Source organism: Methylosinus sp. R-45379 (assembly GCF_001644125.1).
In the GTDB taxonomy this organism is placed as follows: domain Bacteria; phylum Pseudomonadota; class Alphaproteobacteria; order Rhizobiales; family Beijerinckiaceae; genus Methylosinus.
The window spans coordinates 84,093-108,636 of sequence record NZ_LUUM01000309.1 but is presented as its reverse complement, the minus strand read 5'-3'; the positions used below and the strand labels follow the sequence as shown (position 1 = coordinate 108,636).

Here is a 24,544-nt window from a genome sequence, read left to right as displayed (position 1 = left end):
GACGCGCGAGGGGCGGGAGCCGAATCCTCACCCTTCCGCGCGGAACTCGCGCGCGAGGGCCTTCTCGATCTCGGGCAAAGGATGGCGGGTCAAATCCTTGTCCAGCTCGCCCTTCACCTTGCTCTTGGCCTTATGGCTCAGCTCCTGGCGCAGCTCGCCGAGCACGCGCGGCGGGGCGATGATGACGACCTCGCTCAATTCGCCGGATTCCGCGGCGGTATTGATGCGCTCGGCGATCGCTCTGGCGAAATGCTCCTTCTCCAGCTCGTGCCAGTCGGCGTTCTCCACGGCGCTGCGCGGCGCTCCCGCCGTGCCGTAAACGCGGCCCGGCGCATCGCTTCCCTGGTCGCGCGTCGCGGGGTTTTCGTCCACACGCGCCTCGACGACGCGCAGGTCGAGCAGATCGGGATCGCCGTGATTTTGCAGAAACAGGGCCCTGCGGCCGTCGCCGACGAGAACCCAGGCCCCATTGTGAACGGCAATATTGGTCATGTTTTTCGTCTTTCGTTGTAGACCCACATGACTCCATCTGGGAACGCCGAGGGGCGACGGCAACCGTGGTCGATTGCCGCGCTTCAGGCGGGCGCGTCGGCTTCGTTGCATGGCGGAAGACGACCGCGTTAGACTTGCGCGAAGCGGAGACGATGAAATGCGGTTCGTTTTTCTTTTTCTGTCGATTTCGATGCTATTTTTTTGGCCGCCTTCGACGGCGCGCGCCCAGTCTGCGGCGCCTGCGATCGGATGTGAGGAGGCCGAGGAGGCCAAATGTCTCGCCGCGACCGGCGGTTTGGCGACGCGAAGCGGAGAGCGCCTCACTCTGTCCTTCGCTGCGGGTCGCAAGCGTTCCTTCGACGGCAATGCGAAGGCGTGCGGGGGTTATGACAATGTCGACGCCTGCAAGAAGTATTTCCTGCTCGGCTATCTGCCGGGTAAAAAAATCTATGTGGTGCAATGGTCGGCCTATGAGGGGGGCGGCTATCGGCTGTTCAAATTCGATTCCGGCGAAGAGCTCGTGCTCGGCGATCGGCCGGTCTTTTCTCCCGACGGCGCCCGTCTCGCAGCAATGGCCGACACCGAGCCCGGATCGGTGGAAAGCCCGTTCGGGGTGTGGCGGCTCGATCGCTTTCCGCCGTCGCGAGAGCTGGAGGCGCAGCTGAAGGGCGATTGGGAGGTCTCGCGCTGGATCGACAAGGACACGATCGAGGTCTCGCAAATGGGCAGCGGCGAACAGAAAAAGGCCTTTGCGCGCTTCGCCGAAGGCAAATGGAAAATCGATTTTGAGAAATGAGCGTGCGCCTCACGGCCCGCTCGCCGCGATCGCGCCGGACCTACGCCGCGGCCTGCTTATGCTTCGTCTGGTCTCCGCGGCCGGCGAGCAGGCCTGGTATGGAAATATCCTCGTCGAGCGCGTCCCAGTGCAGGCCCTCGTCGCTGATCGTGAAAGCGAGGCGCTGCTCTCCGGTCGCGTGCAGCAGCCGAGGAAACCATGTGAGCGGAACGCCGAGAGTGCGCCCGTCCGATAGCTCGACCCAGAAGCTGTCGTCATCGAAGCGCACGGATTTAGCCGAAATGCTCACGCCAAGCCCTCCCGATGTCATCGGCCCGATCTTGGACGATCTGTTCCAACTCGCGCAAGGCCCGCACGAAACCCTGCGCTTCGACACCAGAAAAACAGTCCCCTCGTGCTGAGGAGCGCCTGAAAGGCGTGTCTCGAAGCACGGGCCGCCTCCGCATCGTCGCGTTTCAGCGCTGGCGCGGAGTGGGAAAAGAGCCGACGACTTCGCCCTTGGCCCGTCCTTCGAGACGCCCGCTGCGCGGGCTCCTCAGGACGAGGGCGCCGGGGCGAGGCAGACGGTTTGCAGCCGCCTCGCCCCAATTTCCCGCCTCAGCCTTCCAGCAAACGCCGCGCGATCACCTGCGCCTGAATCTCCGCCGCGCCCTCGAAAATATTGAGGATGCGCGCGTCGCAGAGGACGCGGGAGACCGGATATTCCAGGGCAAAACCATTGCCGCCGTGAATCTGCAGCGCATTGTCCGCCGCGGCCCAGGCGACGCGCGCGCCGAGCAGCTTGGCCATGCCGGCCTCGAGATCGCAGCGCTTGCCCTCGTCTTTTTCCCGCGCAGCAAAGTAGGTGATCTGGCGGGCGACGTGAATCTCGATCGCCATTGTGACGATCTTGTCGAAGACGCGCGGGAAGGCGAACAGCGGCTTGCCGAATTGCACGCGCTCCTTGGCGTAGCGCAGGCCGAGATCGAGCGCCGCCTGGGCGACGCCGAGCGCGCGCGCCGCCGTCTGAATGCGGGCGGATTCGAAGGTTTCCATCAGCTGCTTGAAGCCCTTGCCCTCCTCGCCGCCGAGAAGATTTTCGGCCGGCACCTCGAAATTGTCGAAGCCGATCTCGAACTCCTTCATGCCGCGATAGCCGAGCACCTCGATCTCGCCGCCGGTCATGCCCTTTGCGGGGAAGGGATTCTCATCCGTGCCGCGCGGCTTTTCGGCCAGCAGCATGGAGAGGCCCTTATAGCCCTTCTCGTTCGGATTGGTGCGCACCAGCAGCGTCATCACATCGGCGCGCACCGGATGGGTGATCCAGGTCTTATTGCCGACGACCTTGTAGACGTCGCCCTCGCGCGTCGCGCGGGTGCGCAGGTTCGCGAGATCGGAGCCATTGTTCGGCTCGGTGAAGACGGCGGTGGGCAGGATCTCGCCGGACGCGATCTTGGGCAGATATTTCTGCTTCTGCTCCTCCGTGCCGCCGACGAGGATCAATTCGCCCGCGATCTCGGAACGCGTGCCGAGCGAGCCGACGCCGATGTAAGCGCGCGACAGCTCCTCCGAGACGACGCACATGGCGATCTTGCCCATGCCGGAGCCGCCGTACTCTTCGGGGATGGTGAGGCCGAACACGCCCATCTCGGAAAGGCCGGCGATGACCTCGAGCGGGATGTAGTCGTTCTTCAAATGCCACTCATGCGCATGCGGCGTCACATTGTCGCCGGCGAATTTGCGCATCTCGCTGCGGATCGCTTCCAGCGTCTCGTCGAGGCCGGTGGCGCCGATCGTCTCGGCGGCGCCGTTGTGGTCGATCAGCTCGGCGAGGCGGGCGCGATTGGCGCTGGTGAGGCCGGAGGCGATGAGGCTGTCCACCTGCGGAATATGGGCGGCGGCGATATCGGCGGGCGAAAGACCGAAATCGGAGAGGCGGACCATCTCGCCCTGGCTCATCGGAATGCCGCCGAAGACCTGCGCCAAATATTCGGCAAAGGCGATGCGGGTGAGCAGATTCTCCACCTCGCCATAGGCGCCCTCGGCTTCGAGCCGATCGGCGTAGGCGAGCAGCTCGCGCAGGCTCTGCACATAGGTGGCGAACCAGGAGAGGCCGTGCGCGGCGTGCTGCTCCACCTCGATCAGCTCATTGGAGAGCTTGCCGTCCTTGGTGACGCGGGCGCGGACGGCGGCGAGCGCGCGGCCGTACAGCGCCTCCACGGAGGCGAAAGCCGCCTTGGCGTCGGGCAGCCAGTTCGTGGAGGTGGTCTCGGTCGCGCTCATTCTCTCTCGCTCTTTCTGGGACAGGCCCGGCGGGGCCGGGGGTGGTGACAGGATTTTTTCTAAATGCCGCCAATCGCGGGAGGACGCAACCGTTCCGCGTCCGGGCCGGCTCCTAGGGCTGGATCGGGCAAAAGGCGGGCTCCGCCCCCGAGATCACAGAAAAAGCGAATTTCGCTCCGATAGCATCGGGCCGCCGAGCTCGATCATTGCGGAGGCCCTCATGTTTCACGATCCCGATTTCATGCCCTTCACCCCGCGGAAAAAGCCGTCCTATGGGGCGGTGACGCGCAATTACCTCGAGAATTATGCGCCCGAGGCCTATCGGACCGATTTCTTCACCGCCAAAGGCCTGTGGCCCTTTTTCCCGCGCATGCACTATGTCGTGAAACCGGAGCTGATCGAGGAGCTGCTGGTCTCGCGCGCCGAAGCTTTTCGCCGCGACGACATCGCCGCCAAGGCGCTGCGCGGGCCTGTCGAGGGCGACACGCTGTTCTTCTCGGAAGGCGCGGAATGGAAATGGCAGCGGCGCGCCATTTCGCCGGCCTTTCGCTACGAAAATATTCTGGCGCTCGTGCCCTATTTCGTGCGTTGCGCGCAGGCGCAGGCCGAGGAATGGCGCCGTCTCGGCGACGGCGCCGAGGTGGACATCACCGAGGCCATGTCACGCACGACATTCGCCGTGATCGAGAAAGCGGTGTTCGGCGCCTCGGAGAATTTCGACGGCGAGCGCTTCATCGCGGCGCTGCGGCCAGTGCTCGGCAGCTTCGCCTGGCGCATGCTGGCCGTGATGTTCCGCCTGCCGCCGGATTGGACGCCCTATCCGGGCCTGCTCTCGGCGCGCGCCGGCTCGCGCTTCGTGCATGAGGAGACGGTGAAGCTGCTCGCCGAGCGCCGCGCCCGGCCCGAGCCGACGCGCGACATTCTCGGCCTTCTGCTGTCGGCCAAGGACCCGGAGAGCGGCCGGGTGATGACCGACGCGGAGCTCGTCGCCAATCTCCACGGCTTTCTGCTCGCCGGCCATGAGACCTCCGCCGTGGCGCTGGCCTGGACCTTCTGGCTGCTCGCCAAGGATCAGGCGAGCCAGGAGCGCGCCCGCGAGGAGGCGGAGCGCGTCGCCGGCGACGGCGAAATCACGCCGGAGTCCGTCGAAAACCTCGCCTTCACCCGGCAGGTCCTGCAGGAATCGATGCGGCTCTTCCCGCCTTTCGCGGCGCTCGGCCGCCAGCCGCGCGAGGATACGACGCTCGGCCCCTATCGCGTGGGCGCGAAGGAGCCGGTCTATGTGCTCATCTGGTGCCTGCATCGGCACGAGAAGCTCTGGGAGCAGCCCACCGCCTTCGACCCCGACCGTTTCTCTCCAGAGCAGGTGAAGGCGCGTCATCGCTACGCCTATCTGCCCTTCGGCGCCGGGCCGCGCATTTGCGTCGGCATGGGCTTCGCGCTGACGGAGATGGCGACCATCGTCGCGACGCTGCTACGCGAGTTCCGCTTCGAGACCGTCCCCGGCCATCGTTTAGAGCTGGCGCCGACCTTCGCCATGCGGCCGAAAGGCGCGCTGCCGCTGCGCCTGACGCCGCTCGCGCATCATGCGCCGACCCGACAGGCGGCGGCGCATGACGCTGAGGTTCCGTGACTCAGGCCGCGGCCTTCAGCGCGGAGTCGAGATCGGCGAGAATATCGTCGATATGCTCTATGCCGATGGCGAGACGCACGTAGCCGGGCGTGACGCCGGTCGCGAGCTGCGCTTCCGGCGACAGCTGCGAATGCGTCGTCGTCGCCGGATGAATGGCGAGGCTGCGGGCGTCGCCGATATTGGCGACGTGATAGAAGAGCTTCAACGCATCGATGAAGCGCCGGCCGGCCTCGAGGCCGCCGGCGAGCTCGAAGCCGACCAGCGCGCCATATTTGCCCTTCAGATATTTATCGGCGCGCTCGCGCTCCGCGCCACTCTGGCGCGAGGGATGAATGACCTTCGTCACCTCGGAACGCTTCGACAGAAAATCCGCGACCGCCTGCGCATTGGAGACGTGACGCTCTATGCGCAGCGGCAGAGTCTCTATGCCCTGCAAAGTGAGAAAGGCGTTGAAGGGCGAAACCGCGGCGCCGAGATCGCGCAGCAATGTCGTGCGCGCCTTGATGATATAGGCGACGGGGCCGAGCGGCTTGACCGCCTCCACCCAGACGGCGCCGTGATAGCTCGCGTCCGGCGTGTTGAGCGCGGGCTGACGCTCGGGAAATTTCTCCCAATCGAAATTGCCGCCGTCGATGATGGCGCCGCCGATCGACGTGCCATGGCCGCCGATATATTTGGTCGTCGAATAGACTACGATCGCCGCGCCATGCTCGAAGGGCTTCACCAATAGCGGCGCGGCGGTGTTGTCCGCGATGAGCGGAATGCCGTATTCGCGCCCGATCGCCGCAACTTCCGCAATAGGGAAGACGGTGAGCTTGGGATTGGGCAGAGTCTCGGCGTAATAGGCGCGCGTGCGATCGTCGGTGGCGCGGCGGAAATTCTCCGGGTCGCTCGGATCGACGAAGCGCACCTCGAGGCCCTGATCCTTCAGCGTATTGGCGAAGAGATTCCAGGTGCCGCCATAAAGATCGGTGGAGGCGACGACATTGTCGCCGGCGCGCGCGAGATTTTGCAGCGCGAAAGCCGAGGCCGCCTGGCCGGAAGAAAGCGCGAGCGCCGCGACGCCGCCCTCGAGCGCGGCGAGACGCTCCTCGAGAATGGAGGTCGTCGGATTGCCGATGCGCGTGTAGATATTGCCCAGCTCCTTCAGCGCGAAGAGATTTGCGGCGTGCTCCGTGTCGCGGAACTGGTAGGAGGTCGTCTGATAAATGGGCGGCGCGACGGCGCCGGTCGCCGGATCGGAACGCCAGCCGGCGTGGAGGGCCAGTGTCTCGGGATGCTTGCTGTCGATCGGCATTTCCGTCCTCGTTTTTTGGCGCCACGGCGCGCTCGCGGGCCGGATTAAACCGGATTATTAGTCTACGGGCAATGTGGGGTTTAAAGGCGTCGCCTGTCTCCGCCCGCGCGACCATCCGTCGCGAGCGGAAGCGTCTCGCAGCGGCCCGCGGTAAATTGAAACGATTCTTGCTTACCCCGTCTGTCGCGTCGAGACGCGCGGCGCCGTTTCGCGGGCGCCGCGTCCCAAACCGATCGGGGAGAGTATTATGGCCTTGAAGATTATCGCGTCGCAATGCACCGTCTGCGGCGCCTGCGAGTTCGACTGTCCGACCGCCGCCATTCGCATGAAGGGCGACACCTATATCATCGACCCCAAGAAGTGCACGGAATGCGACGGCGAGTCTCCGCATTGCGCCGAGGTTTGTCCGGTTCCCGACACTTGCGTCCCTGCGTGACGCCAGACGCGACGAGATAGTCGGCGATATGAGCAGCCCTCCCCGGCGGAGTTTCTCCGGGGAGAGGCGGAAGTATTTTTGTTTTCAAAGGTGAGGGCGTCAAAGCGCTTTTGTGCGCTCCGGCTGCCGCAATGCAGCTCACTCGAAAAACTCTTCATCCAATCGTGATGGTCATTTTTTGCGCCGGCAGGCTCGGTTTCAGTTCGACGGCCCGCTCACCGCAGATTCGGCATAGATCCGGCTCCGATCGAGTTGAATTGCCATAGGCCTTTCTCGTCGATCGCAAAAGCCGCCGGTCGCCGGGGAAACCCCAAAATCTCCCCTGCTTGACTCTCCCCCTCAGCGGAGTCAGCATGAGAACAAATAGGCAACAATCTGGAGATCGGGGACCCGATGTCGCGCAGCGGCTCATCGGAACGCATTGTTTTTTTGCGTCGTCGGATCGCCGCGCTGGAGGCGGGCGGCGCGCCCGCGCCTGCGGCCGTTCCACGGGACGAGGGGCTGTCGCGCCTGTTCGATCCCGGCCGCGGCGGCCTGCGCGAGGCCGTGCCGGCGCGGCCGACCGACGCGGCGGCGGCGGCGGGCTTCGCCTTCGCTCTGGCGCTGAGCCGGCTGCGCCTGCGGCCGCAGGGCGGGATCGTCTGGATCGCCGAGGATATGGCGGCGCGCGAGCTCGGCCTGCCCTATGGGCGGGGACTGCAGGCGGCGGGCCTGCCTCCGGAGCTTCTGGTGCTGGCGCGCACGCACCGTCCGCGCGAGACGCTCTGGGCCATGGAAGAGGCGCTGAAGAGCGGCGCCGCCGTCGTCATCGCCGAGAGCTGGGCCGATGCGGGCGCCTATGACCTCACCGCCTCGCGCCGGCTGGCGCTCGCCGCCCGCCGCGGCGAATGCGCCGGCCTGCTGCTGCTGCCGCGCGCGGCCGGCGCCGCGCAAAGGCTCGCCAGCGCCGCCGAGGCGCGCTTCGAGATCGCCGCCGCCGCGCCGCCGCCGCGGGCCGAGGGCGCGCCGCGGCCCCTGCCCGGTCCGCCCGCTTTTCGTCTGCGCGTCGTCAAGGCGCGCGGCCTCGTCGGCGCCTTCGACCCGCAGGCTTGGCGCGACATCGTCTTCGACTATGAGGAGGCCGAGTTTCATGCGTTGCCTCGCCGTGCATCTGCCGCGCCTTTCGACCGACCGGCTTGCGCGCAAAAGCGCGCCTTCGCCTGAGGCGGAGACGCCCTTCGCCGTCTGGGCCAATCTCGCCGGCGCCGAACGGCTGACCGCCGTCGACGCCCGCGCCGAGGCGGCCGGGCTCGCCCCCGGCATGGCGGTCGCCGACGCACGCGCCATGCGCCCCGCCTTGCGGCTGGCCGAGGCCGACCCCCGAGCCGACGCCGAGCTGCTGGGGCGGATCGCCGATTGGTGCCGCCGCTTCACCCCGCTCGCAGCGGCCGATCCGCCGCATGGGCTGCTCATGGATATTTCGGGAGCGGCGCATCTCTTCGGCGGCGAGGCGGCGCTGCTGGCGGAGGTCGAGCGCCGCCTCGCCGCCCAGGGCTTTGCGGCGCGAGCGGCGATCGCGCCCGGCCCGGCGCTGGCGCGGGCGCTGGCGCGTTTTTCCCGCCTGCGCCATGTCGCGGAGGGAGCGACCGGGGAGGAGCTGGAGGCGATCGCCGCCGGCCTGCCCATCGCCGCGCTCGATCTCGATGCGGCGGCGCGCCTCAGGCTCGATCGCGCCGGCCTGCGCAGCCTCGGCGATCTGCTGGCGCGGCCGCGCGCGCCACTCACGGCGCGGCTCGGGGCGGAGGCCATGGCGCGGCTCGACGCCATCGCCTGCCGCCGCCGCGAGCCGATCTCGCCGCGCTTCGAAGCCCCGGATTTCATGGCCGAGCGCCGCTTTCCCGAAGGCCTCACGCGGCAGGAGGACATTGAGCGCACGCTGCACGGCCTCGCCCAAGAGCTGTGCCTGCTGCTCGAGCGCCATGGCGTCGGCGCGCGGGAGCTGGAGGCGGTCTTCTACCGCGTCGACGGCGCCGTCGCGCATATAGAAACGGGGACCAGCCGGCCGCTGCGCGATCCCGGGACGATCGCCCTGCTGCTGCGCGAGCGCCTCGCCGTGCTGGCGGAGGAAGGGCTCGACACGGGCTATGGCTATGATGTGCTGCGGCTCGGCGCCGCGCGCGTCGAGCGCTGCGCCGAGCCGCAGGAGGATCTCGGCCTCGCCGGACGGGCAAATGCGCATGACGCGCGGCTGGACGATCTCGTCGATCGACTCGGCGCGCGGCTCGGGCCGCGCCGCGTGCTGCGGGTCTATCCGCAGGCCTCGCATATTCCAGAGCTCGCCGTCACGCTGCGGCCCGCCTCCGGCCCAGCCCCCGCGGCGGTGGAGGAGGCAGCGCCGCCTCCCTATCTCCGCGAGGGCGTCCCGGCGCGGCCGCTGCGGCTGTTCGAGCGGCCGGAGCCGATCGAGGCGGTGGCGCTCACGCCCGACGGACCGCCGCTACGCTTCCGCTGGCGCCGGCTGCTGCACGAGCTCGCGGCCTATGAGGGGCCGGAGCGCATCGCCCCGCAATGGTGGAGCGCGCCGGAAAACGCCGCCACCCGCGACTATTTCTATGTGGAGGATCGGGAGGGCGGACGCTTCTGGCTGTTTCGCGAGGGGCTCCTCGACCGCGAGAGCCAGCCGCCGCGCTGGTTCGTGCATGGCTTGTTCTGACGGCCCGCCCTCATGACAGTCCGGGCCGCCGCGTCATCTTATCGTCACGCTTCGGGGCGAAACCGAACCATGCTCTCCTCGCGACGTTCTCTTGCGACGCGCGGATGAACGATGGGCGGGCTCCGCGCCGGCGTCTCATCCCGCCGCCCGAGGGCGCGCGCAACAGGAACGAACGAGATTCCTATGAACGGACGCCGCGAGGCCCGCCGATCGCCTTTGAACTCCGCCGCCCGACGTCGTATCGAAGAAGCCTATTCCGCGCATATTCGACGACGCATCGAGGAAAAAGCGAAATTGAAGCGGCCAGACAGCGATCTTTCGGAAGCCGGCGTCGAGGCGCCGGCCGAGGAGAAGCCCAATCCGGACCAGGGCGCCGGTCTCGATCTGCTGACGACGGCGCGCCGCTATATCGCGCCCAATCTCGGCAAGGCGCTCGGCGGCGTCGCCAGCCTCGCCGTTTTCGCGCTCGCCGGCTTCGCCCTCGCCAGCGCGATCTCGAGCGTCAAATTCTCCGACGTCCGCGCCGCCATAGCGGCGATGAGCGCCGAGCAGATTTTCGCCGCTCTGCTGCTCACCGCGCTCTCCTATGTCGCGCTCACCGGCTATGACGCGCTGGCGCTGCGGCAATTGCGGCTGCATGTGCCCTATCGCATCGCCGCGCTCGCCTCCTTCGCGAGCTACGCCTTCTCCTTCAATCTGGGCTTTCCCGTCGTCACCGCCGCGGCCGTCCGCTATTGGATCTATGCGCGCGTCGGCGTCACCGCCGTGCAGGTGGCCAATATCACCGTCATAGCGGGCGTCACCTTCTGGCTCGGCATGACCTCTGTGGTCGGCGTCGGCCTCATGGCGCGCGCCAGCGAGCTCGGCGCCATAGACAAGCTGCCGGCCTTCCTCAATTTCGGGCTCGGCCTCGCGACCTGCGCGGGCATCGGCTATTATGTCGTCTGGGTGTCGCTGCGCCGGCGCCGGGTGCGGCTGCGCGGGCATTTCTTCGAGCTGCCGGGCCTCGCGCCCACCGGCGGCCAGACTCTGCTCGGCGTCGCCGATCTCTGCTGCGCCGCGGCCGCGCTCTATGCGCTGCTGCCGCATGACGTCGATCTCGATTTCGCGACTTTCGTCTCGGTCTATGTCTTCGCCTGCATTCTCGGCGTCATCAGCCATGCGCCGGGCGGCATCGGCGTTTTCGAGGCGACGATGCTGAACGCGCTGCCCTCGCATTCGCAGGAGAGCCTGCTGGCCTCGCTCCTGCTGTTCCGCGTCATCTATTACTTTTTGCCATTTATTTTCGCGCTCGCGCTGCTCGGCGCCGATGAGGGCTCGCGGCGCTGGAACAGCCTGCGCGAGACCATCGCGCGCATATTGGAGACGCGCGAGTGATACGACTTTCGGCCGTGTTCTCCCGCTCACGGGGGAGCGCGAAACCGATCGGCCGCACGCCGCGTGATCGTGGAATAAAGACGTTTCCTCATCCAGGGACACGATGACGAGAGGACCGATGCCGGATCTACGCCGACGCTATCAGGGCGAAGCTCTGCTCGGCCTCGTCATCGACGCGCTGCCGGAGGCGGTCTTCGTCATCGATTCGGAGGCGCGCATCGTCGCCTCCAATCGCGCCGCGCGCTCCGTGCTGCCCTCCTTGCGGCCCAATGATCCGCTGGCGCGCAGCCTGCGCTCGCCCGATGTGCTGGACGCGCTGGACCGCGTGCTGCGCGGCGGCCAGCCGGAGAAGGTCATCTGGCTCGAGCGCCTGCCGGTGGAATGCTGGTTCGAGGTGCATATCGCGCCGCTGCGCCTCGAGGGCTATGAGAACGCCGCCGTGGTGAGCCTGCGCGATCTCACCGAATCGCGCCGCGTCGAGCGCATGCGCGTCGATTTCGTCGCCAACGCCAGCCATGAGCTGCGCACGCCGCTCGCCTCGCTGCTCGGCTTCGTGGAGACGCTGCAAGGCCCGGCGCGCGACGACGCCAAGGCGCGCGACCGCTTTCTCTCCATCATGCGCGATCAGGCGCAGCGCATGTCGCGCCTCGTCGACGATCTGCTCTCCCTCTCGCGCATCGAGCAGCATCTGCATCTGCGCCCGGACACGCCGGTCGATCTCGGCATTCTCGTCGCCCATATCGTCGACACGCTCGCGCCCATGGCGGAGGACGGCGGCATAGAGCTGAAGCTCGACATAGAGGACACGGTCGTCGTGCCGGGCGACCGCGACGAGCTCGCCCGCGTCGCCGAAAACCTCATCGAGAACGCGATCAAATACGGGGCGGGTCCGGTGGAGATCACGCTCTCGCCGCTCGGCGCCTCCGCCGTCTTCTCGGTGCGCGACCACGGCCTCGGCATCCCGCCGGAACATTTGCCGCGCCTCACCGAGCGTTTCTATCGCGTCGACGCCGGCAAGAGCCGCGCCAAGGGCGGCACGGGACTCGGCTTGGCGATCGTCAAGCATATCGTGGCTCGCCACCGCGGCAGGCTCGCCATAGATTCCGCGCCAGGAAAAGGCGCCACTTTCCGCGTATTTTTGCCATTGATCGACCCGGAAAAGCCCGACAGCGCCTGATCAAGCGCAGATTTAGCAAATAAATTCAGCTGGATGCTATGTCATGTGACAGTCATCCAGCTGTCGTAAAACCCTCGTCGCGCGCCTCTAGGGTGCGCCTCGCTGGGGCGCTGGACGCGCGCCGACACAGTGAACCTCGAGCTCGAAAGAGACCGAACATGCTTTCCAAAGTTTTCCATCGTGTCGCTCTGGCGACGACCCTGGCCGTCGCCACGGCCGGCGCCGCCCTCGCGATCGACATTTCGGGCGCCGGCGCCACCTTCCCCTATCCGATCTACGCCAAATGGGCGGACAGCTATAAGAAGGAGACCGGCAACGGCCTCAATTACCAGTCGATCGGCTCGGGCGGCGGCATCAAGCAGATCAAGGCGCGCACCGTGACCTTCGGCGCCTCCGACCAGCCGCTGAAGGCCGAGGAGCTGGAGGCCGCCGGCCTCACCCAATGGCCGCAGGTGATCGGCGGCATCGTGCCGGTCGTCAATCTGGACGGCGTCGCCTCCGGCGATCTCGTCCTCGACGGCAAGACGCTCGGCGCCATCTTCCTCGGCGAGATCAAGAGCTGGGACGACGCCGCGATCAAGAAGCTGAACCCGAAGGCCAAGCTTCCCTCGGCCGCGATCGCCGTCGTGCATCGTTCGGACGGATCGGGCACGACCTTCAACTTCACCAATTACCTGTCCAAGGTCAGCGCGGACTGGAAGGCCAAGGTCGGCGAGAACGCCTCGGTCGAATGGCCGGTCGGCATCGGCGCCAAGGGCAATGAGGGCGTCGCCAACAATGTGGCCAACACCAAGGGCGCCATCGGCTATGTCGAATACGCCTACGCCAAGCAGAACAAGCTGACCTACACCAAGCTCGTCAACAAGGACGGCAAGACCGTCGCGCCGACGACGCCGACCTTCCAGGCCGCGGCCTCCAACGCCGATTGGGCCAATGCGCCGGGCTTCTATCAGATCCTCACCGACCAGCCGGGCGCGCAGTCCTGGCCGATCACCGCCGCCACCTTCATTCTGCTGCCCAAGGCGCCGCAGGATACGGCTGCGGCCGGCGAGGCTCTGAAATTCTTCGGTTGGGCCTTCGCCAAGGGCAATAAGGCGGCCGAGGAGCTGGATTACATCCCGCTGCCGACCAATGTCGTGGCTCTGATCAAGAAGAGCTGGACGGCCAATATCAAGGATGCGAGCGGCAAGCCGCTGGCGTCGATCAACTGACGCATCGATGCGCGCCGGCGAGATCATCCTTGGACGAGATCATCCCTGGAGATATCGCCGGCGCCCCTCGACGCGAGGGGCAGAGGTGGCGGAATGGCGCGAGACGAACCGCCCGAGGACGAGCTTTCCCGCTTCTTTTCGACGCGGAACGCCTCGACGCGGTGAGTTCCCTCGAGACCTGCGCTATGACCTCAGATGAAAAATCCGCCTTCGGGAGCGCGCGATGGACGCCGGCTTCAACCGCCAAACGAGAGACAATAGCGTGTCGGACCTAGCAATCGTAGATGCGACGCCCCGCGCCGCCGAAGTCGACCGCGGGAAAGTTCTCGGCCGCATGGCCTTGTTCGACTTCTTCTTTCATAATTTGACCCGCGCCGCCGCGGTGCTCGTCCTTCTGATTCTCGGCGGCGTGATCTTCTCGCTGATCTATGGCTCGCTGCCGGCGATAAAGGCCTTCGGCCTCGGCTTTTTGACGACGGAATCGTGGAATCCCGTCACCGAGAGATTCGGCGCCGTCGCGCCCGTCTACGGCACTCTGGTGACGTCGACCATCGCCATGGTCATCGCCGTGCCGCTGGGCCTCGGCATCGCCATCTTCCTCACCGAGCTCTGCCCCCATGCGCTGCGCCGGCCGATCGGCGTCGCCATCGAGCTGCTCGCGGGCATCCCGTCGATCATCTACGGCATTTGGGGCCTGTTCGTGCTGGCGCCCTTCCTGCAGCAGCATGTGCAGCCGGCGCTGATCTCGCTCACCGCCGACATTCCCGTGCTGTCGAGCCTCTTCGCCGGCCCGCCCTATGGCATCGGCATGCTGACGGCCGGCTTCATTCTGGCGATCATGGTGCTGCCCTTCATCACCTCCATCTCGCGCGACGTGTTCGACACGGTCCCGCCGGTGCTGAAGGAGGCAGCCTCGGGCGTCGGCTGCACGACATGGGAAGTGATGCGCTATGTCGTCATCCCCTACACGCGCGTCGGCGTCATCGGCGGCGTGATGCTCGGCCTCGGCCGCGCTCTCGGCGAGACGATGGCCGTCACCTTCGTCATCGGCAACGCCCATAAGGTGTCGAGCTCGCTGCTCGCGCCCGGCACGACCATCTCGGCGACGATCGCCAATGAATTCACCGAGGCTGTCGGCGACCTCTACACTTCCGCGCTGATCGAGCTCGGCCTCATCCTCTTCGTCATCACCTTCTTCGTGCTGGCGGCGGCGCGCTTCATGCTGATGCGCATCGAGCAGAAATCGGGAGCCTGACCCTTGTCCCTCTACACCTCCCGCCGCCGCACCAATGTGATCGCCACCACGCTGTGCTGGACCGGCACCGTCTTCGGCCTCGCCTGGCTGGTGCTGATCCTCGGCGCGCTGATCTATGAGGGCGCGCGCGGCCTCTCGCCGGCCGTCTTCACCGAGATGACGCCGCCGCCCGGCGCCACCGGCGGCCTGCTCAACGCCATCGCCGGCTCGCTGGTGATGACGACGATCGGCGTGCTGCTCGGCACCCCGCTCGGAATGCTCGCCGGCACCTATATGGCCGAATATGGCCGCTACTCGAAGCTCAGCACCGTGGTGCGCTTCATCAACGACATTCTGCTCAGCGCGCCCTCCATCGTCGTCGGCCTCTTCGTCTATACGGTGGTGGTGGCGCAGGTCGGGCATTTCTCCGGCATAGCGGGCGCTCTGGCGCTGGGCGTGCTGGTGGTGCCTGTCGTCGTGCGCACCACGGAGGACATGCTGCTGCTGGTGCCGCTGCCGCTGCGCGAGGCGGCGACGGCGCTCGGCCTGCCGCGCTCCCATATGCTGATGCGCGTCGCCTATCGCGCGGCGAAATCCGGCATCGTCACCGGCGTGCTGCTGGCCATTGCGCGCGTCTCCGGCGAGACGGCGCCGCTGCTCTTCACCTCGCTCAACAATCAGTTCTGGAGCACGGATCTCAACGCGCCGGTCTCCAGCCTGCCCGTCGTCATCTTCCAATTCGCGCTCTCGCCCTACAAGGACTGGCAGCAGCTCGCCTGGACCGGCGCTCTGCTCGTCACCATCGCCGTCCTTCTGCTCTCCATCACCGCGCGCGCGCTCAGCAGCCAGGGAAAAAACAAATGACCGCCATGCCGGTTGTCGAAGCCACTATTCCGACGAAAGTCTCGGTTCGCGATCTGGATTTCTATTACGGGTCGTCGAAGGCGCTGAAATCGATCTCGCTGCCGCTCTACACCCATAAGGTGACGGCCTTCATCGGCCCGTCCGGCTGCGGCAAATCGACTCTGCTGCGCATATTGAACCGCATGTACGACCTCTATCCCAAGCAGCGCGCCGAGGGCGAGGTGCTGCTCGACGGCGAGAATATTCTCGACCCGCACATCGATCTCAACCTGCTGCGCTCGCGCGTCGGCATGGTGTTCCAGAAGCCGACGCCCTTCCCCATGTCGATCTACGACAATATCGCCTTCGGCATTCGCCTCTACGAGAAGCTCTCGCGCAGCGAGCTCGACGGGCGCGTCGAGGCGGCGCTGCGTGGCGCGGCGCTGTGGGACGAGGTGCGCGACAAGCTGAATTCGAGCGGCCTCGGCCTCTCGGGCGGCCAGCAGCAGCGCCTGTGCATCGCGCGCACCGTCGCCATTCAGCCAGAGGTGATCCTCTTCGACGAGCCCTGCTCGGCGCTGGACCCGATCTCGACCGCGAAGATCGAGGAGCTCATCGACGAAATGTCGGAGCGCTACACGATCGCCATCGTCACCCACAACATGCAGCAGGCGGCGCGCGTCTCCGATTTCACCGCCTTCATGTATCTCGGCGATCTCGTCGAATTCGGCGAGACCAATAATCTCTTCACCGCGCCGCAGAACAAGAAGACGCAGGACTATATCACCGGCCGCTTCGGCTGAGCGCGCATCGCGCACGAGGACATTGAGACCATGAGCGAACATATCGTCAGCTCCTATGACCGCGACCTCGAAGTGCTCGGCCGCAGAATCGCCGAGATGGGAGGCATCGCCGAGAAAATGCTCGCCGAAGCCATGGATGCGCTCGCCAATTTCGACATTGAGCTCGCCCATCGCGTCGTCGCCACCGATCAGCGCCTCGACGCGCTGCAGCGGGAGATAGAGGAGAACGCCATCCTCACCATCGCGCGGCGGCAGCCGCTCGCTATCGATCTGCGCGAATGCATCGCCGCTATGCGCATCGCCGCCGATCTCGAGCGGGTCGGCGATCTCGCCAAGAGCATCGCCAAGCGCACGGTGAAGATCCTCTCCGAGGCGCGCGTGCCGCGCGCCGTCATCGGCCTCAAGACGATGGCGGAAGTCGCCGCCATACAGCTGAAGGACGTGCTCGACGCCTACGCCCAGCGCGATGTCGAGCGCGCCCGCGCCGTGTGGACCAACGACAGCGAGCTCGATGCGCTGGAAGATTCGGTGTTCCGCGATCTCCTCACCTTCATGATGGAGGACCCGCGCAACATCTCCTTCTGCACGCATCTGCTCTTCTGCTCGAAGAACATAGAGCGCATCGGCGATCACACCACCAATGTCGCCGAGACGATCGTCTATCTCGTCACTGGCGAGGCGATGCCGACCGACCGCCCCAAAGGCAAATCGGCGAGCCTTCCCGCCAGCGCGGAACCGGATGAGCCTACGAAATGAATGAAATCCGCGTCGCCGCTCCGCGCGAGGCGCCGCACGACCGCGCGCCGCGCATACTCGTCGTCGAGGACGACGCGGCGCTGGCGCTGCTGCTCGGCTATAATCTCGAGGCCGAGGGCTTTCTCGTCGAGCATATAGAGCGCGGCGACGAGGCGGAGATCCGTCTCTCCGAATCGCAGCCCGATCTCGTTATTCTCGACTGGATGCTGCCCGGCGTCTCCGGCCTCGAGATCTGCCGACGGCTGCGCGCGCGCGACGACACGCGCAGCATGCCGATCATCATGCTCACCGCGCGCGGCGACGAGAATGAGCGCGTGCGCGGCCTCTCCATCGGCGCCGACGATTATGTGGTGAAGCCCTTCTCGCCGCCGGAGCTGATGGCGCGCGTGCATGCGCTGCTGCGCCGCGCGCGGCCGGAGCGCGTGGCGACGCGGCTCGTCGCCGGCGACATAGACCTCGACCGCGAGACGCGCCGCGTGAAGCGCGGCGGGCGCGAGATTCATCTCGGCCCGACGGAGTTCCGTCTGCTGGAATATCTGATGGAAAAACCCGGCCGCGTCTTCTCGCGCGCGCAATTGCTCGACAGCGTGTGGGGGCTCTCGGCGGAGATCGACGAGCGCACCGTCGACGTGCATGTCGGCCGTCTGCGCAAGGCGATCATCCGCGGCCGCGAGAAGGACCCGATCCGCACCGTGCGCGGCACCGGCTATTCCTTCGACGAGACCTTCGGGAGGAATTGAGGGGCGATGCGAGCCTGAAGGCTCGCGGTCCAGGGGGCGCTTTGGATCGCGAGCCTTCAGGCTCGCTTTTGTCTGCACGCGCTCCCTCTGCCCATCGTCATTGCGAGCGCAGCGAAGCAATCCAGAGCCGTGGGGCGGCCCCTGGATCGCATCGTCGCTACGCTCCTCGCGATGACGGCGGCGGCGGGCTCGACCTATGAACGCCCCGCCAGCTCCGCCGCGCGATAGCCCGACCTTATCGCGCCTTCAATCGTCGCCGGAAGGCCGGTCGCAGTCCAATCGCCGGCGAGGAAGAGATTGCGCCACCCCGTCACAGCGCCGGGGCGGCGCAGCTGCTGCGCCGGCGTCGCGGCGAAAGTGGCGCGCTTTTCCTTGACGATCTGCCATTGCGGCAGCTCCACCGGCAGGCCCGTGGCGGCGGCTGCCTCGGCCCATATGCGCTCGGCGAGGCTCTCGCGGGAATCGTCCATCAACCGATCGGCGCCGCTGATCGTCACCGAGAGCCTGTCCTCGAAAGCGAACAGCCATTCGGTGAGCGAGCCGATCATGCCGAGCAGCGCCGGCTGCCCCGGCGGCGGCGCGATCTTGAAATGCGCATTGACGATGCCGCGGAAATCATCCGGCGCGACGAGGCCCGGAACGAGCTCCTGCGCCGCCCAGGGCGGGACGGCGAGCGCGACGCTGTCATTCTCGCCGAGCGCGATTTTCTCGTCGCCGAAATCGAGCGCTGTGGCGCGCTCGCCGGAAAATTCGATTCCCTTCAGCCGCGCGGCGAAGCGCGGCGCGGCGCCACGCGCGGCGAGAGCGCTCAGCGCCGGCTCGATGAACGCCGTCCCGAGCCCGCGCCGCGCGACCAGCGGACGGCAAGCGGCGCCGCCAGCGGCCAGCGTCTCGCGCAGCACGGCGGCGGCGAGCGCGGCGGAGGAGCAGCGCGGCTCCGTATTGAGCGCGGAGAGCAGCACCGGCCCCCACAGCCGCTCATAGAGCACGCCCGAGCAATTCATCGCCTCGCCGATGGTCGCGCCCTTTTTGGCGAGGAGAATGCCGATCGCGCCGAGATAATCCGCAGGCGCCGTGCCGGGCACGCGGCGATCCGCCACGAAAATCCACCAGGGCAGGCGCGAGGCGTTCGGCCTCATGCGCCAGCGCGTTCCGTCGCGCGTGTCCAAAAAGTCGAAGGCGCATTCCTTCGGCCCGACCAGCTCATCCACCGAGCCGATGCGGCGGGCGTAATCCAGCGCCGTGGCGTTGCCGGAGAGCAGCAGATGATTGCCATTGTCGATGACGAGATCGAGGCTGGAATCATAATAGGACCGGCAGCGCCCGCCCGCCATGCGCGCGGCTTCATAGAGCGCGACGCTGCGGCCCTCGTCGGTCAGACGAATGGCGCAGGAGAGGCCGGCGAGACCCGCGCCGATGATATGCGTCGTTCCGCTCACGTCAGCGCGAATCTCAGCAGGGCCAGCAGGACTTTCGTCCGCGAGGCGGAGACCGGCACGCGCGGCGGCGCGAAGCCGCGCGCCACCAGACGATCGAGAACCGAGCGATAGGCCGTCGCCATCAGATAGGGCGCCTTCACCGCGCGCTGCGGCGAGACGCGCATCAGCAGCTCCGATTCCGCATAATGCTTGCGCGCGCGCTCGGCCACTGCAGCGCAGACTTGCTGAAGGCCGGGGTGCGCCAGCACCGCGCCGCGCGCGAAATCGGTGACGCCGGCCGCCTCCAGCGCCTCGCGCGGGAGATAGAGCCGCCCGCGCGCCTCGTCCTCGTCGAGATCGCGCAGAATATTGGTGAGCTGCAAGGCGCGGCCCATGTGATAGGCGAGCATGCGCGCCTTGGTCGGCAGCGCGCCGCTGGCGCTCTCCGCCTCATCGGCGAGGCCGAAGACCCGCACCGAGAGCCGCCCCACCGCGCTCGCCACATGATCGCAATAGAGATCGAGCCGATCCCATTCCGGCGCGCGAATATCCTCCACGACATCCATGGCCATGCCGTCGATGACCGCCTCGAAATCGGCGCGCTCGAGGCCGAAGCGGCGCACCGGCCGCGCCAGATCGGCGCAACGCTTATGCGTGCGGCCGGCGTAGAGCGCGTCGAGATCGCGCCGCCAATCGTCGAGCTGGGAGAGGCGCAGGGCGCGGTCGCCCTCCTCGTCCGCAATGTCGTCGACGGCGCGGCAGAAGCCGTAGATCGCATACATTGCGTCGCGCCGCTCGGGCTCGAGAATGCGCATGGCGAGATAGAAAGAGCTTTTCGCGGCGACCCGCGGCGCCTCGGGGGCGATCGTCTCCATGCTCATCGCGCGACGCTCGCGGCGGAGGCGGCGCGCGGCGAGACGAGCCGGCGCAGCAGAGTGATCCCGGCGCCGGCCAGCGCCGTGAGCAGATATTGGCGCTTGGAGGCGTGAACCTTCTCGCTCAGCGGATCGGCGACACGCAGCCGCGCGGTGAGCGTCTCGGCGAGGCGCTGGATCGCGCCCACTTCCATGGCGAGGCGCGTGTCGACGATGAGATCGGCGAAAGGCGCGCTCTCCTTCAGCAGCCCCTGCGTGCGCTCGGCCAGCGCGCGCAATGTCGCGGCGAGCTGCGGCGAGGCGCGATCGGCGGCGAGCATCTCGACGCTCGCGCCATTGGCGGCGAGCATGTCCTGCGGCAGATAGACGCGATCGAGATTGCGATAATCTTTCGCGCAATCCTGCAGATGATTGATGATCTGCAGCGCCGCGCAGAGCGCGTCATTCGGCCCCCATGTCCGCGCGCGATCCTCGCCATGGACGTCGAGCACGAAGCGGCCGACCGGCATGGCCGAATAGCGGCAGTAATCGATGAGATCGTCCCAGTCGCGATAGCGCAACTGCGTCACGTCGCGGCGGAAGGCGATGAGCAGATCCTGCGCATGGCGAGGCTCGAGGCCGCGCTCGGCCAGCTCGGCGCGCAGCCGCGAGGCGACGGGAATATCCTCGCCGGAGCCGAGCAGCGCCGCCTCCATGCGGTCCAGCATGGCGATCTTCTGATCGCCCGGGAGCGTCGCATGGTCGGAGATATCGTCCGCGGCGCGCACGAAATCGTAAAAGGCGAGGACGGCCGCGCGATGGCGCGGCGCGAAGAGAGAGGCGACGGGGAAATTCTCGTCCTTATGGCCCTTCCCCGAAGCGGCGGCGGCGATGTCGCTCATGTGATCGCTCATCCTCTTCAGGGGGCCTGGTAACGGCCCTTCCAGGCGCCGCCGCGCCCGCGTGTGTGCCGCCAGGCGGACAATAGCGTGAACCACGTATAGCAGGCCGCGACCGCCGGCAAGGCGAAGGCGCCGAGCCGATTGCGTCCGTAGAAACGCAGAGACGGCATATAGGACTGCGCCATCAATAGATAGGCGACGAGCGCGATATAAGCCGCCGGCTCCGGCGCCGCGAAGGCGAGAATGGGCGGCGCGAGATAGACGAGGCCCATGCCGAGAACCGCGCCGGCCAGCCGCCAGGGCGAATAGCCCAATTGCGCATAGGCCGAGCGCGTCACCATCTGCTCGATGTCGCGCAAATGCGGATAGGGCCGCAGGCTCCAGGCGTCGTCGGTGAGGCCGAGCCAGATCGGCCCCTGCTTCTTCATGAGCTTGCCGAGCGCGCAATCATCGATCAGCGCGCCGCGGATTTGTTGCAGGCCGCCGGCCTCCTCCAGCGCCGCGGGGCGCACTAGCATCACCCCGCCGGCCGCCCCGGCGACCGGGCTTTTCGGGTCGTTCACACGCGGGAAGGGGTAGAGCATCTGGAAGAAGAAGACGAAAGCCGGCACGAACCACCGCTCGGCGAGGCTCTCGCAACGCAGCTTGACCATCAGCGAGGAGAGCACCGTCCCCCGCGCCGCCGCGCCGGCGACGAGCCGCTCGACGAGGCCGGGGGCGAAGGCGATGTCGGCGTCGCAGAACAAGATGAAATCGGGCGAGACGCCGCTGGAAAGGACATGGGCGACGCCGCGGTCCATGGCCGCGAGCTTGCCGGTCCAGCCCTGCTCCGGGCGCCCCTGGAGCACGGTGAGGCGATCCTCGGCGCGCTCCTCGCTGGCGCAGGCGCGGGCGACCTCGGCCGTGCCGTCGGAACTCTCGTCATCGACGAGGACGATCTCGAGCCGGCCAGAAAATTCCTGGCGGAACAAGGATCGCAGGCCGATGGCGACGACATCCGCCTCGTCGCGCGCCGGAATGACGGCGACGACGCGGACGCCCTTGGGGACTTGCGCGCCCTTGGGGACGAAACGGCGGTCGTGCTCAGTGAGGCGCCAGAAGCCGCCATTGCCGAGCAGGAGATAGAGCCAGACGAGGAGGCCGACGCCTCCGAGGACAATCGCGATCATATTCCGAGCGTTCGCGTCGCCGGGGTCGCCGGGGACGATGTGACGAGGGCTCGGCCATAGCATCGCCGCGGCCGCGAGGCCAGCCCGGCCGGCGGCGGCGCTACAGGGCAATCGGGTGAATGCCGAAACGGGCGCGCTCACCCTCCCCTTCAGGGGGAGGGTCGGCCGGCGATAGCCGGACGGGGTGGGGTTCGCGGCGAAGACTCGGGGTGTCACCCCCTCCCGATCGCCTGCGGCGCTCGACCTCCCCCCTCGAGGGGGAGGTGGACACGCCTCTTCGATCTCCACTTCTCGTTCGCCCGATCGCCCTGGCGGCTCCGCATCGCAACCGCCGGCGTCTAAGGGATTTTCCTCAGAAATGGCCGGCGGCGGCTTCTCTTCCATCTGGAACAGGCGTATATCGCCGCGCCGGCGCAGCCGGGTCCGAGCATGTCGAACAGCATGTCGAGGGACCGGCGGCGCGCCCGCGCATTCCGATGTCATTCGAGGAAATTTCCATGGATCCCAATGTGGCGCGTGACGCGGCGGGCTCTTCCTCTCGATGCGACACGGAGGGCGCGGCGGCGACGCAGCCGGCGCCCGTCGCCGAAGGACACGGCTCGGCGACGAGCGCGGGCCTCATCATCGGCTCGATCGGCGTCGTCTATGGCGACATCGGCACCAGCCCGCTCTATGCGCTGCGCGAGTCGCTCGCCCACGCCAAATCCGGCGGGCTCGGCGAGGATGTCGTCATCGGCACGATCTCGCTGCTCATTTTCGCGCTGATCTTCACCGTCACCGCGAAATATGTGTTCTTCCTGATGCGCGCCGACAATCGCGGCGAGGGCGGCATTCTCTCGCTGATGGCGCTGGCGCAGATCGCGCTGGGCCGGCGCGCGAGGCCGGTCTTCCTTCTCGGCGTCGCCGGCGCGGCGCTGTTTTCCGGCGACGCCATCATCACCCCAGCCATCTCTGTGCTCTCGGCGGTCGAGGGGCTCGAGATCGTCAATCCAAAATTCGGCGAATTCGTCTTCCCCATCACCGTCGCGATTCTCGTCTCGCTGTTCTGGGCGCAGAGTCACGGCACGGCGCGCGTCGCCGCTCTGTTCGGCCCGGTAATGGCGGTGTTCTTCATCGTCATGGCGGCGCTCGGCGCCTCCCATATCGGCGACGCCCCGCAAGTGCTGCGCGCCTTCGATCCGCGCCATGGCTTCATGTTTCTGCTCACCCATGGCTGGATCGGCTTCGCCGTGCTGGGCTCGGTCTTCCTCGTCGTCACCGGCGCCGAGGCGCTCTACGCCGATATGGGCCATTTCGGCCGCGCACCGATCCAGATCGCCTGGATCTTCTTCGTGCTGCCGGCCCTGTTCCTCAATTATCTCGGCCAGGGCGCGCTGATCCTCGCCGATCCCAAGGCGATCGAGAATCCCTTCTTCCTGCTGGCGCCGGACTGGGCGCTGCTGCCGCTGGTCATTCTCTCGACGCTCGCCACCGTCATCGCCAGCCAGGCGGTCATCACAGGCGCCTTCTCCATCGTGCGCCAGGCGATACAGCTCGGCCTGCTGCCGCGCCTCGAGATCACCCACACTTCCGCGACGCAGGAAGGGCAGATCTACATCGGCCGCGTCAATCGGCTGCTGCTGATCGGCGTGCTGGTGCTGGTCACGACCTTCAAAAGCTCGAGCGCGCTCGCCTCCGCCTATGGCATCGCCGTCACCGGCACGATGGTGACGACAACGGCGCTCGCCTTCATCGTGGTATGGCGCAAATGGCATTGGCCGCTCTGGGCGGCGTCGCTGTTCATCCTCGCCTTCCTCACCGTCGATCTCGCCTTTCTGGCCGCCAATCTCATGAAGGTGGTCGAGGGCGGCTGGGTTCCGCTGCTGCTCGGCGGCGGCTCCATGGTGGTGATGTGGACTTGGGTGCGCGGCACATCCTTGCTCGCCGAGAAGACGCATCGCGATTCGATCCCGATCCGCGATCTCATCGCCATGCTGGAGAAATCCAAGCCGACGCGCGTGCCCGGCACGGCCGTCTTCCTGACCAGCGACCCGGAGGTCGCGCCCACCGCGCTGCTGCACAATCTCAAGCACAATAAGGTGCTGCACGAGCGCGTGCTGGTCATTTGCGTCAACACGGAGGACACGCCGCGCGTGCCGCCGGAAAAGCGTTTCGAGATCGAGAAGCTCGCGCCCGACTTCACCCGCGCGACTTTGCACTTCGGCTTCATGGAGAGCCCGCGCGTGCCGGCGGCGCTGGCGGCGATGCGCAAGGCGGGCGTCAAATACGATATTATGACCACCTCCTTCTTCCTCGGCCGCCGCTCGATCAAGGAGAGCCCGGCCTCGGAAATGCCGGTCTGGCAGGACAAGCTCTATGTCGCTCTGACCCGGCAATCGGCCAACGCCACCGACTTCTTCTCCATACCGACCGACCGCGTGGTGGAGCTGGGCGCTCAGCTGACGATTTGATT

The 24,544-nt window shown here is 66.9% G+C and carries 22 protein-coding genes; 14 read left to right on the top strand and 8 right to left on the bottom strand.

Annotated features, from left to right (window positions below; genetic code table 11):
* Positions 1-27: 27 nt before the first annotated feature.
* Positions 28-492: a host attachment protein gene (locus A1351_RS22690; protein ID WP_024878403.1), complete on the bottom strand. Its 465-nt coding sequence runs from the start codon at positions 490-492 to the stop codon at positions 28-30.
* Positions 493-682: 190 nt separating this feature from the next.
* On the opposite strand from A1351_RS22690, the gene A1351_RS22685 reads away from it, so the two are divergent.
* Positions 683-1,288 carry a hypothetical protein gene (locus A1351_RS22685; RefSeq protein WP_157096473.1) on the top strand — a complete coding sequence of 202 codons (606 nt, stop codon included), beginning with the start codon at positions 683-685 and terminating at the stop codon, positions 1,286-1,288.
* Positions 1,289-1,328: 40 nt separating this feature from the next.
* Here A1351_RS22685 and A1351_RS22680 read toward each other — a convergent pair whose 3' ends face one another.
* Positions 1,329-1,577 carry a DUF2442 domain-containing protein gene (locus A1351_RS22680; RefSeq protein ID WP_024878401.1) on the bottom strand — a complete coding sequence of 83 codons (249 nt, stop codon included), beginning with the start codon at positions 1,575-1,577 and terminating at the stop codon, positions 1,329-1,331.
* 308 nt (positions 1,578-1,885) lie between these two features.
* Complete coding sequence (locus A1351_RS22675; RefSeq protein WP_064033997.1) at positions 1,886-3,550, bottom strand: acyl-CoA dehydrogenase family protein; 1,665 nt, start codon at positions 3,548-3,550, stop codon at positions 1,886-1,888.
* A gap of 220 nt (positions 3,551-3,770) precedes the next feature.
* On the opposite strand from A1351_RS22675, the gene A1351_RS22670 reads away from it, so the two are divergent.
* On the top strand, positions 3,771-5,183 hold the full coding sequence (locus A1351_RS22670) for a cytochrome P450 (protein ID WP_064033996.1): 1,413 nt from the start codon (positions 3,771-3,773) through the stop codon (positions 5,181-5,183).
* Between the two features lies 1 nt (position 5,184).
* Here A1351_RS22670 and A1351_RS22665 read toward each other — a convergent pair whose 3' ends face one another.
* The gene (locus A1351_RS22665) at positions 5,185-6,480 is read right to left on the bottom strand and encodes an O-acetylhomoserine aminocarboxypropyltransferase/cysteine synthase family protein (RefSeq protein ID WP_064033995.1); all 1,296 of its coding nucleotides are present in this window, start codon (positions 6,478-6,480) and stop codon (positions 5,185-5,187) included.
* A 247-nt stretch (positions 6,481-6,727) separates the two neighbouring features.
* On the opposite strand from A1351_RS22665, the gene A1351_RS22660 reads away from it, so the two are divergent.
* The 11 genes from A1351_RS22660 to phoB all read left to right on the top strand — a co-directional run bounded on the left by A1351_RS22660 (position 6,728) and on the right by phoB (position 17,749).
* Positions 6,728-6,916: a 4Fe-4S dicluster domain-containing protein gene (locus tag A1351_RS22660; RefSeq protein ID WP_018267040.1), complete on the top strand. Its 189-nt coding sequence runs from the start codon at positions 6,728-6,730 to the stop codon at positions 6,914-6,916.
* Positions 6,917-7,345: 429 nt separating this feature from the next.
* Positions 7,346-8,119, top strand: coding sequence for a hypothetical protein (locus A1351_RS22655; RefSeq protein WP_245291710.1), 774 nt, complete (start codon positions 7,346-7,348; stop codon positions 8,117-8,119).
* On the top strand, positions 8,046-9,608 hold the full coding sequence (locus A1351_RS22650) for a DNA polymerase Y family protein (RefSeq protein ID WP_083967467.1): 1,563 nt from the start codon (positions 8,046-8,048) through the stop codon (positions 9,606-9,608). The genes A1351_RS22655 and A1351_RS22650 overlap by 74 nt, the downstream gene beginning before the upstream one ends.
* Before the next feature lie 183 nt (positions 9,609-9,791).
* The gene (locus tag A1351_RS22645; protein WP_024878394.1) at positions 9,792-10,985 is read left to right on the top strand and encodes a lysylphosphatidylglycerol synthase domain-containing protein; all 1,194 of its coding nucleotides are present in this window, start codon (positions 9,792-9,794) and stop codon (positions 10,983-10,985) included.
* A 118-nt stretch (positions 10,986-11,103) separates the two neighbouring features.
* Positions 11,104-12,162: an ATP-binding protein gene (locus tag A1351_RS22640; protein ID WP_024878393.1), complete on the top strand. Its 1,059-nt coding sequence runs from the start codon at positions 11,104-11,106 to the stop codon at positions 12,160-12,162.
* A gap of 158 nt (positions 12,163-12,320) precedes the next feature.
* On the top strand, positions 12,321-13,373 hold the full coding sequence (gene pstS / locus A1351_RS22635) for a phosphate ABC transporter substrate-binding protein PstS (RefSeq protein ID WP_026599949.1): 1,053 nt from the start codon (positions 12,321-12,323) through the stop codon (positions 13,371-13,373).
* Positions 13,374-13,707: 334 nt separating this feature from the next.
* Positions 13,708-14,628 carry a phosphate ABC transporter permease subunit PstC gene (gene pstC / locus A1351_RS22630; protein ID WP_245267429.1) on the top strand — a complete coding sequence of 307 codons (921 nt, stop codon included), beginning with the start codon at positions 13,708-13,710 and terminating at the stop codon, positions 14,626-14,628.
* 3 nt (positions 14,629-14,631) lie between these two features.
* Positions 14,632-15,471 (top strand): phosphate ABC transporter permease PstA, encoded by an 840-nt coding sequence (gene pstA / locus A1351_RS22625; RefSeq protein WP_024878390.1) that lies wholly within the window; start codon positions 14,632-14,634, stop codon positions 15,469-15,471.
* A complete protein-coding gene (gene pstB / locus A1351_RS22620; RefSeq protein ID WP_024878389.1) occupies positions 15,468-16,253 on the top strand; it encodes a phosphate ABC transporter ATP-binding protein PstB in 786 nt (261 codons plus the stop codon). Before pstA ends, pstB begins: the two co-directional genes overlap by 4 nt.
* Before the next feature lie 30 nt (positions 16,254-16,283).
* Positions 16,284-17,009, top strand: coding sequence for a phosphate signaling complex protein PhoU (gene phoU, locus A1351_RS22615; protein ID WP_018267050.1), 726 nt, complete (start codon positions 16,284-16,286; stop codon positions 17,007-17,009).
* Complete coding sequence (gene phoB, locus A1351_RS22610) at positions 17,006-17,749, top strand: phosphate regulon transcriptional regulator PhoB (RefSeq protein WP_024878388.1); 744 nt, start codon at positions 17,006-17,008, stop codon at positions 17,747-17,749. The genes phoU and phoB overlap by 4 nt, the downstream gene beginning before the upstream one ends.
* 194 nt (positions 17,750-17,943) lie before the next feature.
* Here phoB and hpnE read toward each other — a convergent pair whose 3' ends face one another.
* Genes hpnE through A1351_RS22590 form a run of 4 tightly spaced genes read right to left on the bottom strand, consistent with a single transcriptional unit; the run spans position 17,944 to position 22,092 of the window.
* Positions 17,944-19,188, bottom strand: coding sequence for a hydroxysqualene dehydroxylase HpnE (gene hpnE / locus A1351_RS22605; RefSeq protein WP_064033993.1), 1,245 nt, complete (start codon positions 19,186-19,188; stop codon positions 17,944-17,946).
* Positions 19,185-20,048: a presqualene diphosphate synthase HpnD gene (gene hpnD, locus A1351_RS22600; RefSeq protein ID WP_064033992.1), complete on the bottom strand. Its 864-nt coding sequence runs from the start codon at positions 20,046-20,048 to the stop codon at positions 19,185-19,187. The genes hpnE and hpnD overlap by 4 nt, the downstream gene beginning before the upstream one ends.
* A complete protein-coding gene (gene hpnC / locus A1351_RS22595) occupies positions 20,045-20,923 on the bottom strand; it encodes a squalene synthase HpnC (RefSeq protein WP_064033991.1) in 879 nt (292 codons plus the stop codon). Before hpnC ends, hpnD begins: the two co-directional genes overlap by 4 nt.
* Before the next feature lie 17 nt (positions 20,924-20,940).
* Positions 20,941-22,092 carry a glycosyltransferase gene (locus A1351_RS22590; RefSeq protein WP_064033990.1) on the bottom strand — a complete coding sequence of 384 codons (1,152 nt, stop codon included), beginning with the start codon at positions 22,090-22,092 and terminating at the stop codon, positions 20,941-20,943.
* A gap of 497 nt (positions 22,093-22,589) precedes the next feature.
* Between A1351_RS22590 and A1351_RS22585 the strand changes: the two genes are divergently transcribed.
* A complete protein-coding gene (locus A1351_RS22585; protein ID WP_245291709.1) occupies positions 22,590-24,542 on the top strand; it encodes a potassium transporter Kup in 1,953 nt (650 codons plus the stop codon).
* The last annotated feature ends 2 nt before the right edge of the window (positions 24,543-24,544 follow it).

Bases quoted from the DNA above. Each gene is read 5' to 3' on its own strand.
- hpnC (WP_064033991.1), bottom strand. From the start codon at position 20,923: ATGAGCGACATCGCCGCCGCCGCTTCGGGGAAGGGCCATAAGGACGAG.
- A1351_RS22645 (WP_024878394.1), top strand. From the start codon at position 9,792: ATGAACGGACGCCGCGAGGCCCGCCGATCGCCTTTGAACTCCGCCGCC.
- A1351_RS22665 (WP_064033995.1), bottom strand. From the start codon at position 6,480: ATGCCGATCGACAGCAAGCATCCCGAGACACTGGCCCTCCACGCCGGC.
- hpnD (WP_064033992.1), bottom strand. From the start codon at position 20,048: ATGAGCATGGAGACGATCGCCCCCGAGGCGCCGCGGGTCGCCGCGAAA.
- A1351_RS22650 (WP_083967467.1), top strand. From the start codon at position 8,046: ATGCGTTGCCTCGCCGTGCATCTGCCGCGCCTTTCGACCGACCGGCTT.
- A1351_RS22640 (WP_024878393.1), top strand. From the start codon at position 11,104: ATGCCGGATCTACGCCGACGCTATCAGGGCGAAGCTCTGCTCGGCCTC.
- pstS (WP_026599949.1), top strand. From the start codon at position 12,321: ATGCTTTCCAAAGTTTTCCATCGTGTCGCTCTGGCGACGACCCTGGCC.
- A1351_RS22585 (WP_245291709.1), top strand. From the start codon at position 22,590: ATGGATCCCAATGTGGCGCGTGACGCGGCGGGCTCTTCCTCTCGATGC.
- phoB (WP_024878388.1), top strand. From the start codon at position 17,006: ATGAATGAAATCCGCGTCGCCGCTCCGCGCGAGGCGCCGCACGACCGC.
- pstB (WP_024878389.1), top strand. From the start codon at position 15,468: ATGACCGCCATGCCGGTTGTCGAAGCCACTATTCCGACGAAAGTCTCG.
- pstC (WP_245267429.1), top strand. From the start codon at position 13,708: ATGGCCTTGTTCGACTTCTTCTTTCATAATTTGACCCGCGCCGCCGCG.
- phoU (WP_018267050.1), top strand. From the start codon at position 16,284: ATGAGCGAACATATCGTCAGCTCCTATGACCGCGACCTCGAAGTGCTC.
- A1351_RS22675 (WP_064033997.1), bottom strand. From the start codon at position 3,550: ATGAGCGCGACCGAGACCACCTCCACGAACTGGCTGCCCGACGCCAAG.
- A1351_RS22685 (WP_157096473.1), top strand. From the start codon at position 683: ATGCTATTTTTTTGGCCGCCTTCGACGGCGCGCGCCCAGTCTGCGGCG.
- A1351_RS22670 (WP_064033996.1), top strand. From the start codon at position 3,771: ATGTTTCACGATCCCGATTTCATGCCCTTCACCCCGCGGAAAAAGCCG.
- A1351_RS22660 (WP_018267040.1), top strand. From the start codon at position 6,728: ATGGCCTTGAAGATTATCGCGTCGCAATGCACCGTCTGCGGCGCCTGC.
- A1351_RS22690 (WP_024878403.1), bottom strand. From the start codon at position 492: ATGACCAATATTGCCGTTCACAATGGGGCCTGGGTTCTCGTCGGCGAC.
- A1351_RS22590 (WP_064033990.1), bottom strand. From the start codon at position 22,092: ATGATCGCGATTGTCCTCGGAGGCGTCGGCCTCCTCGTCTGGCTCTAT.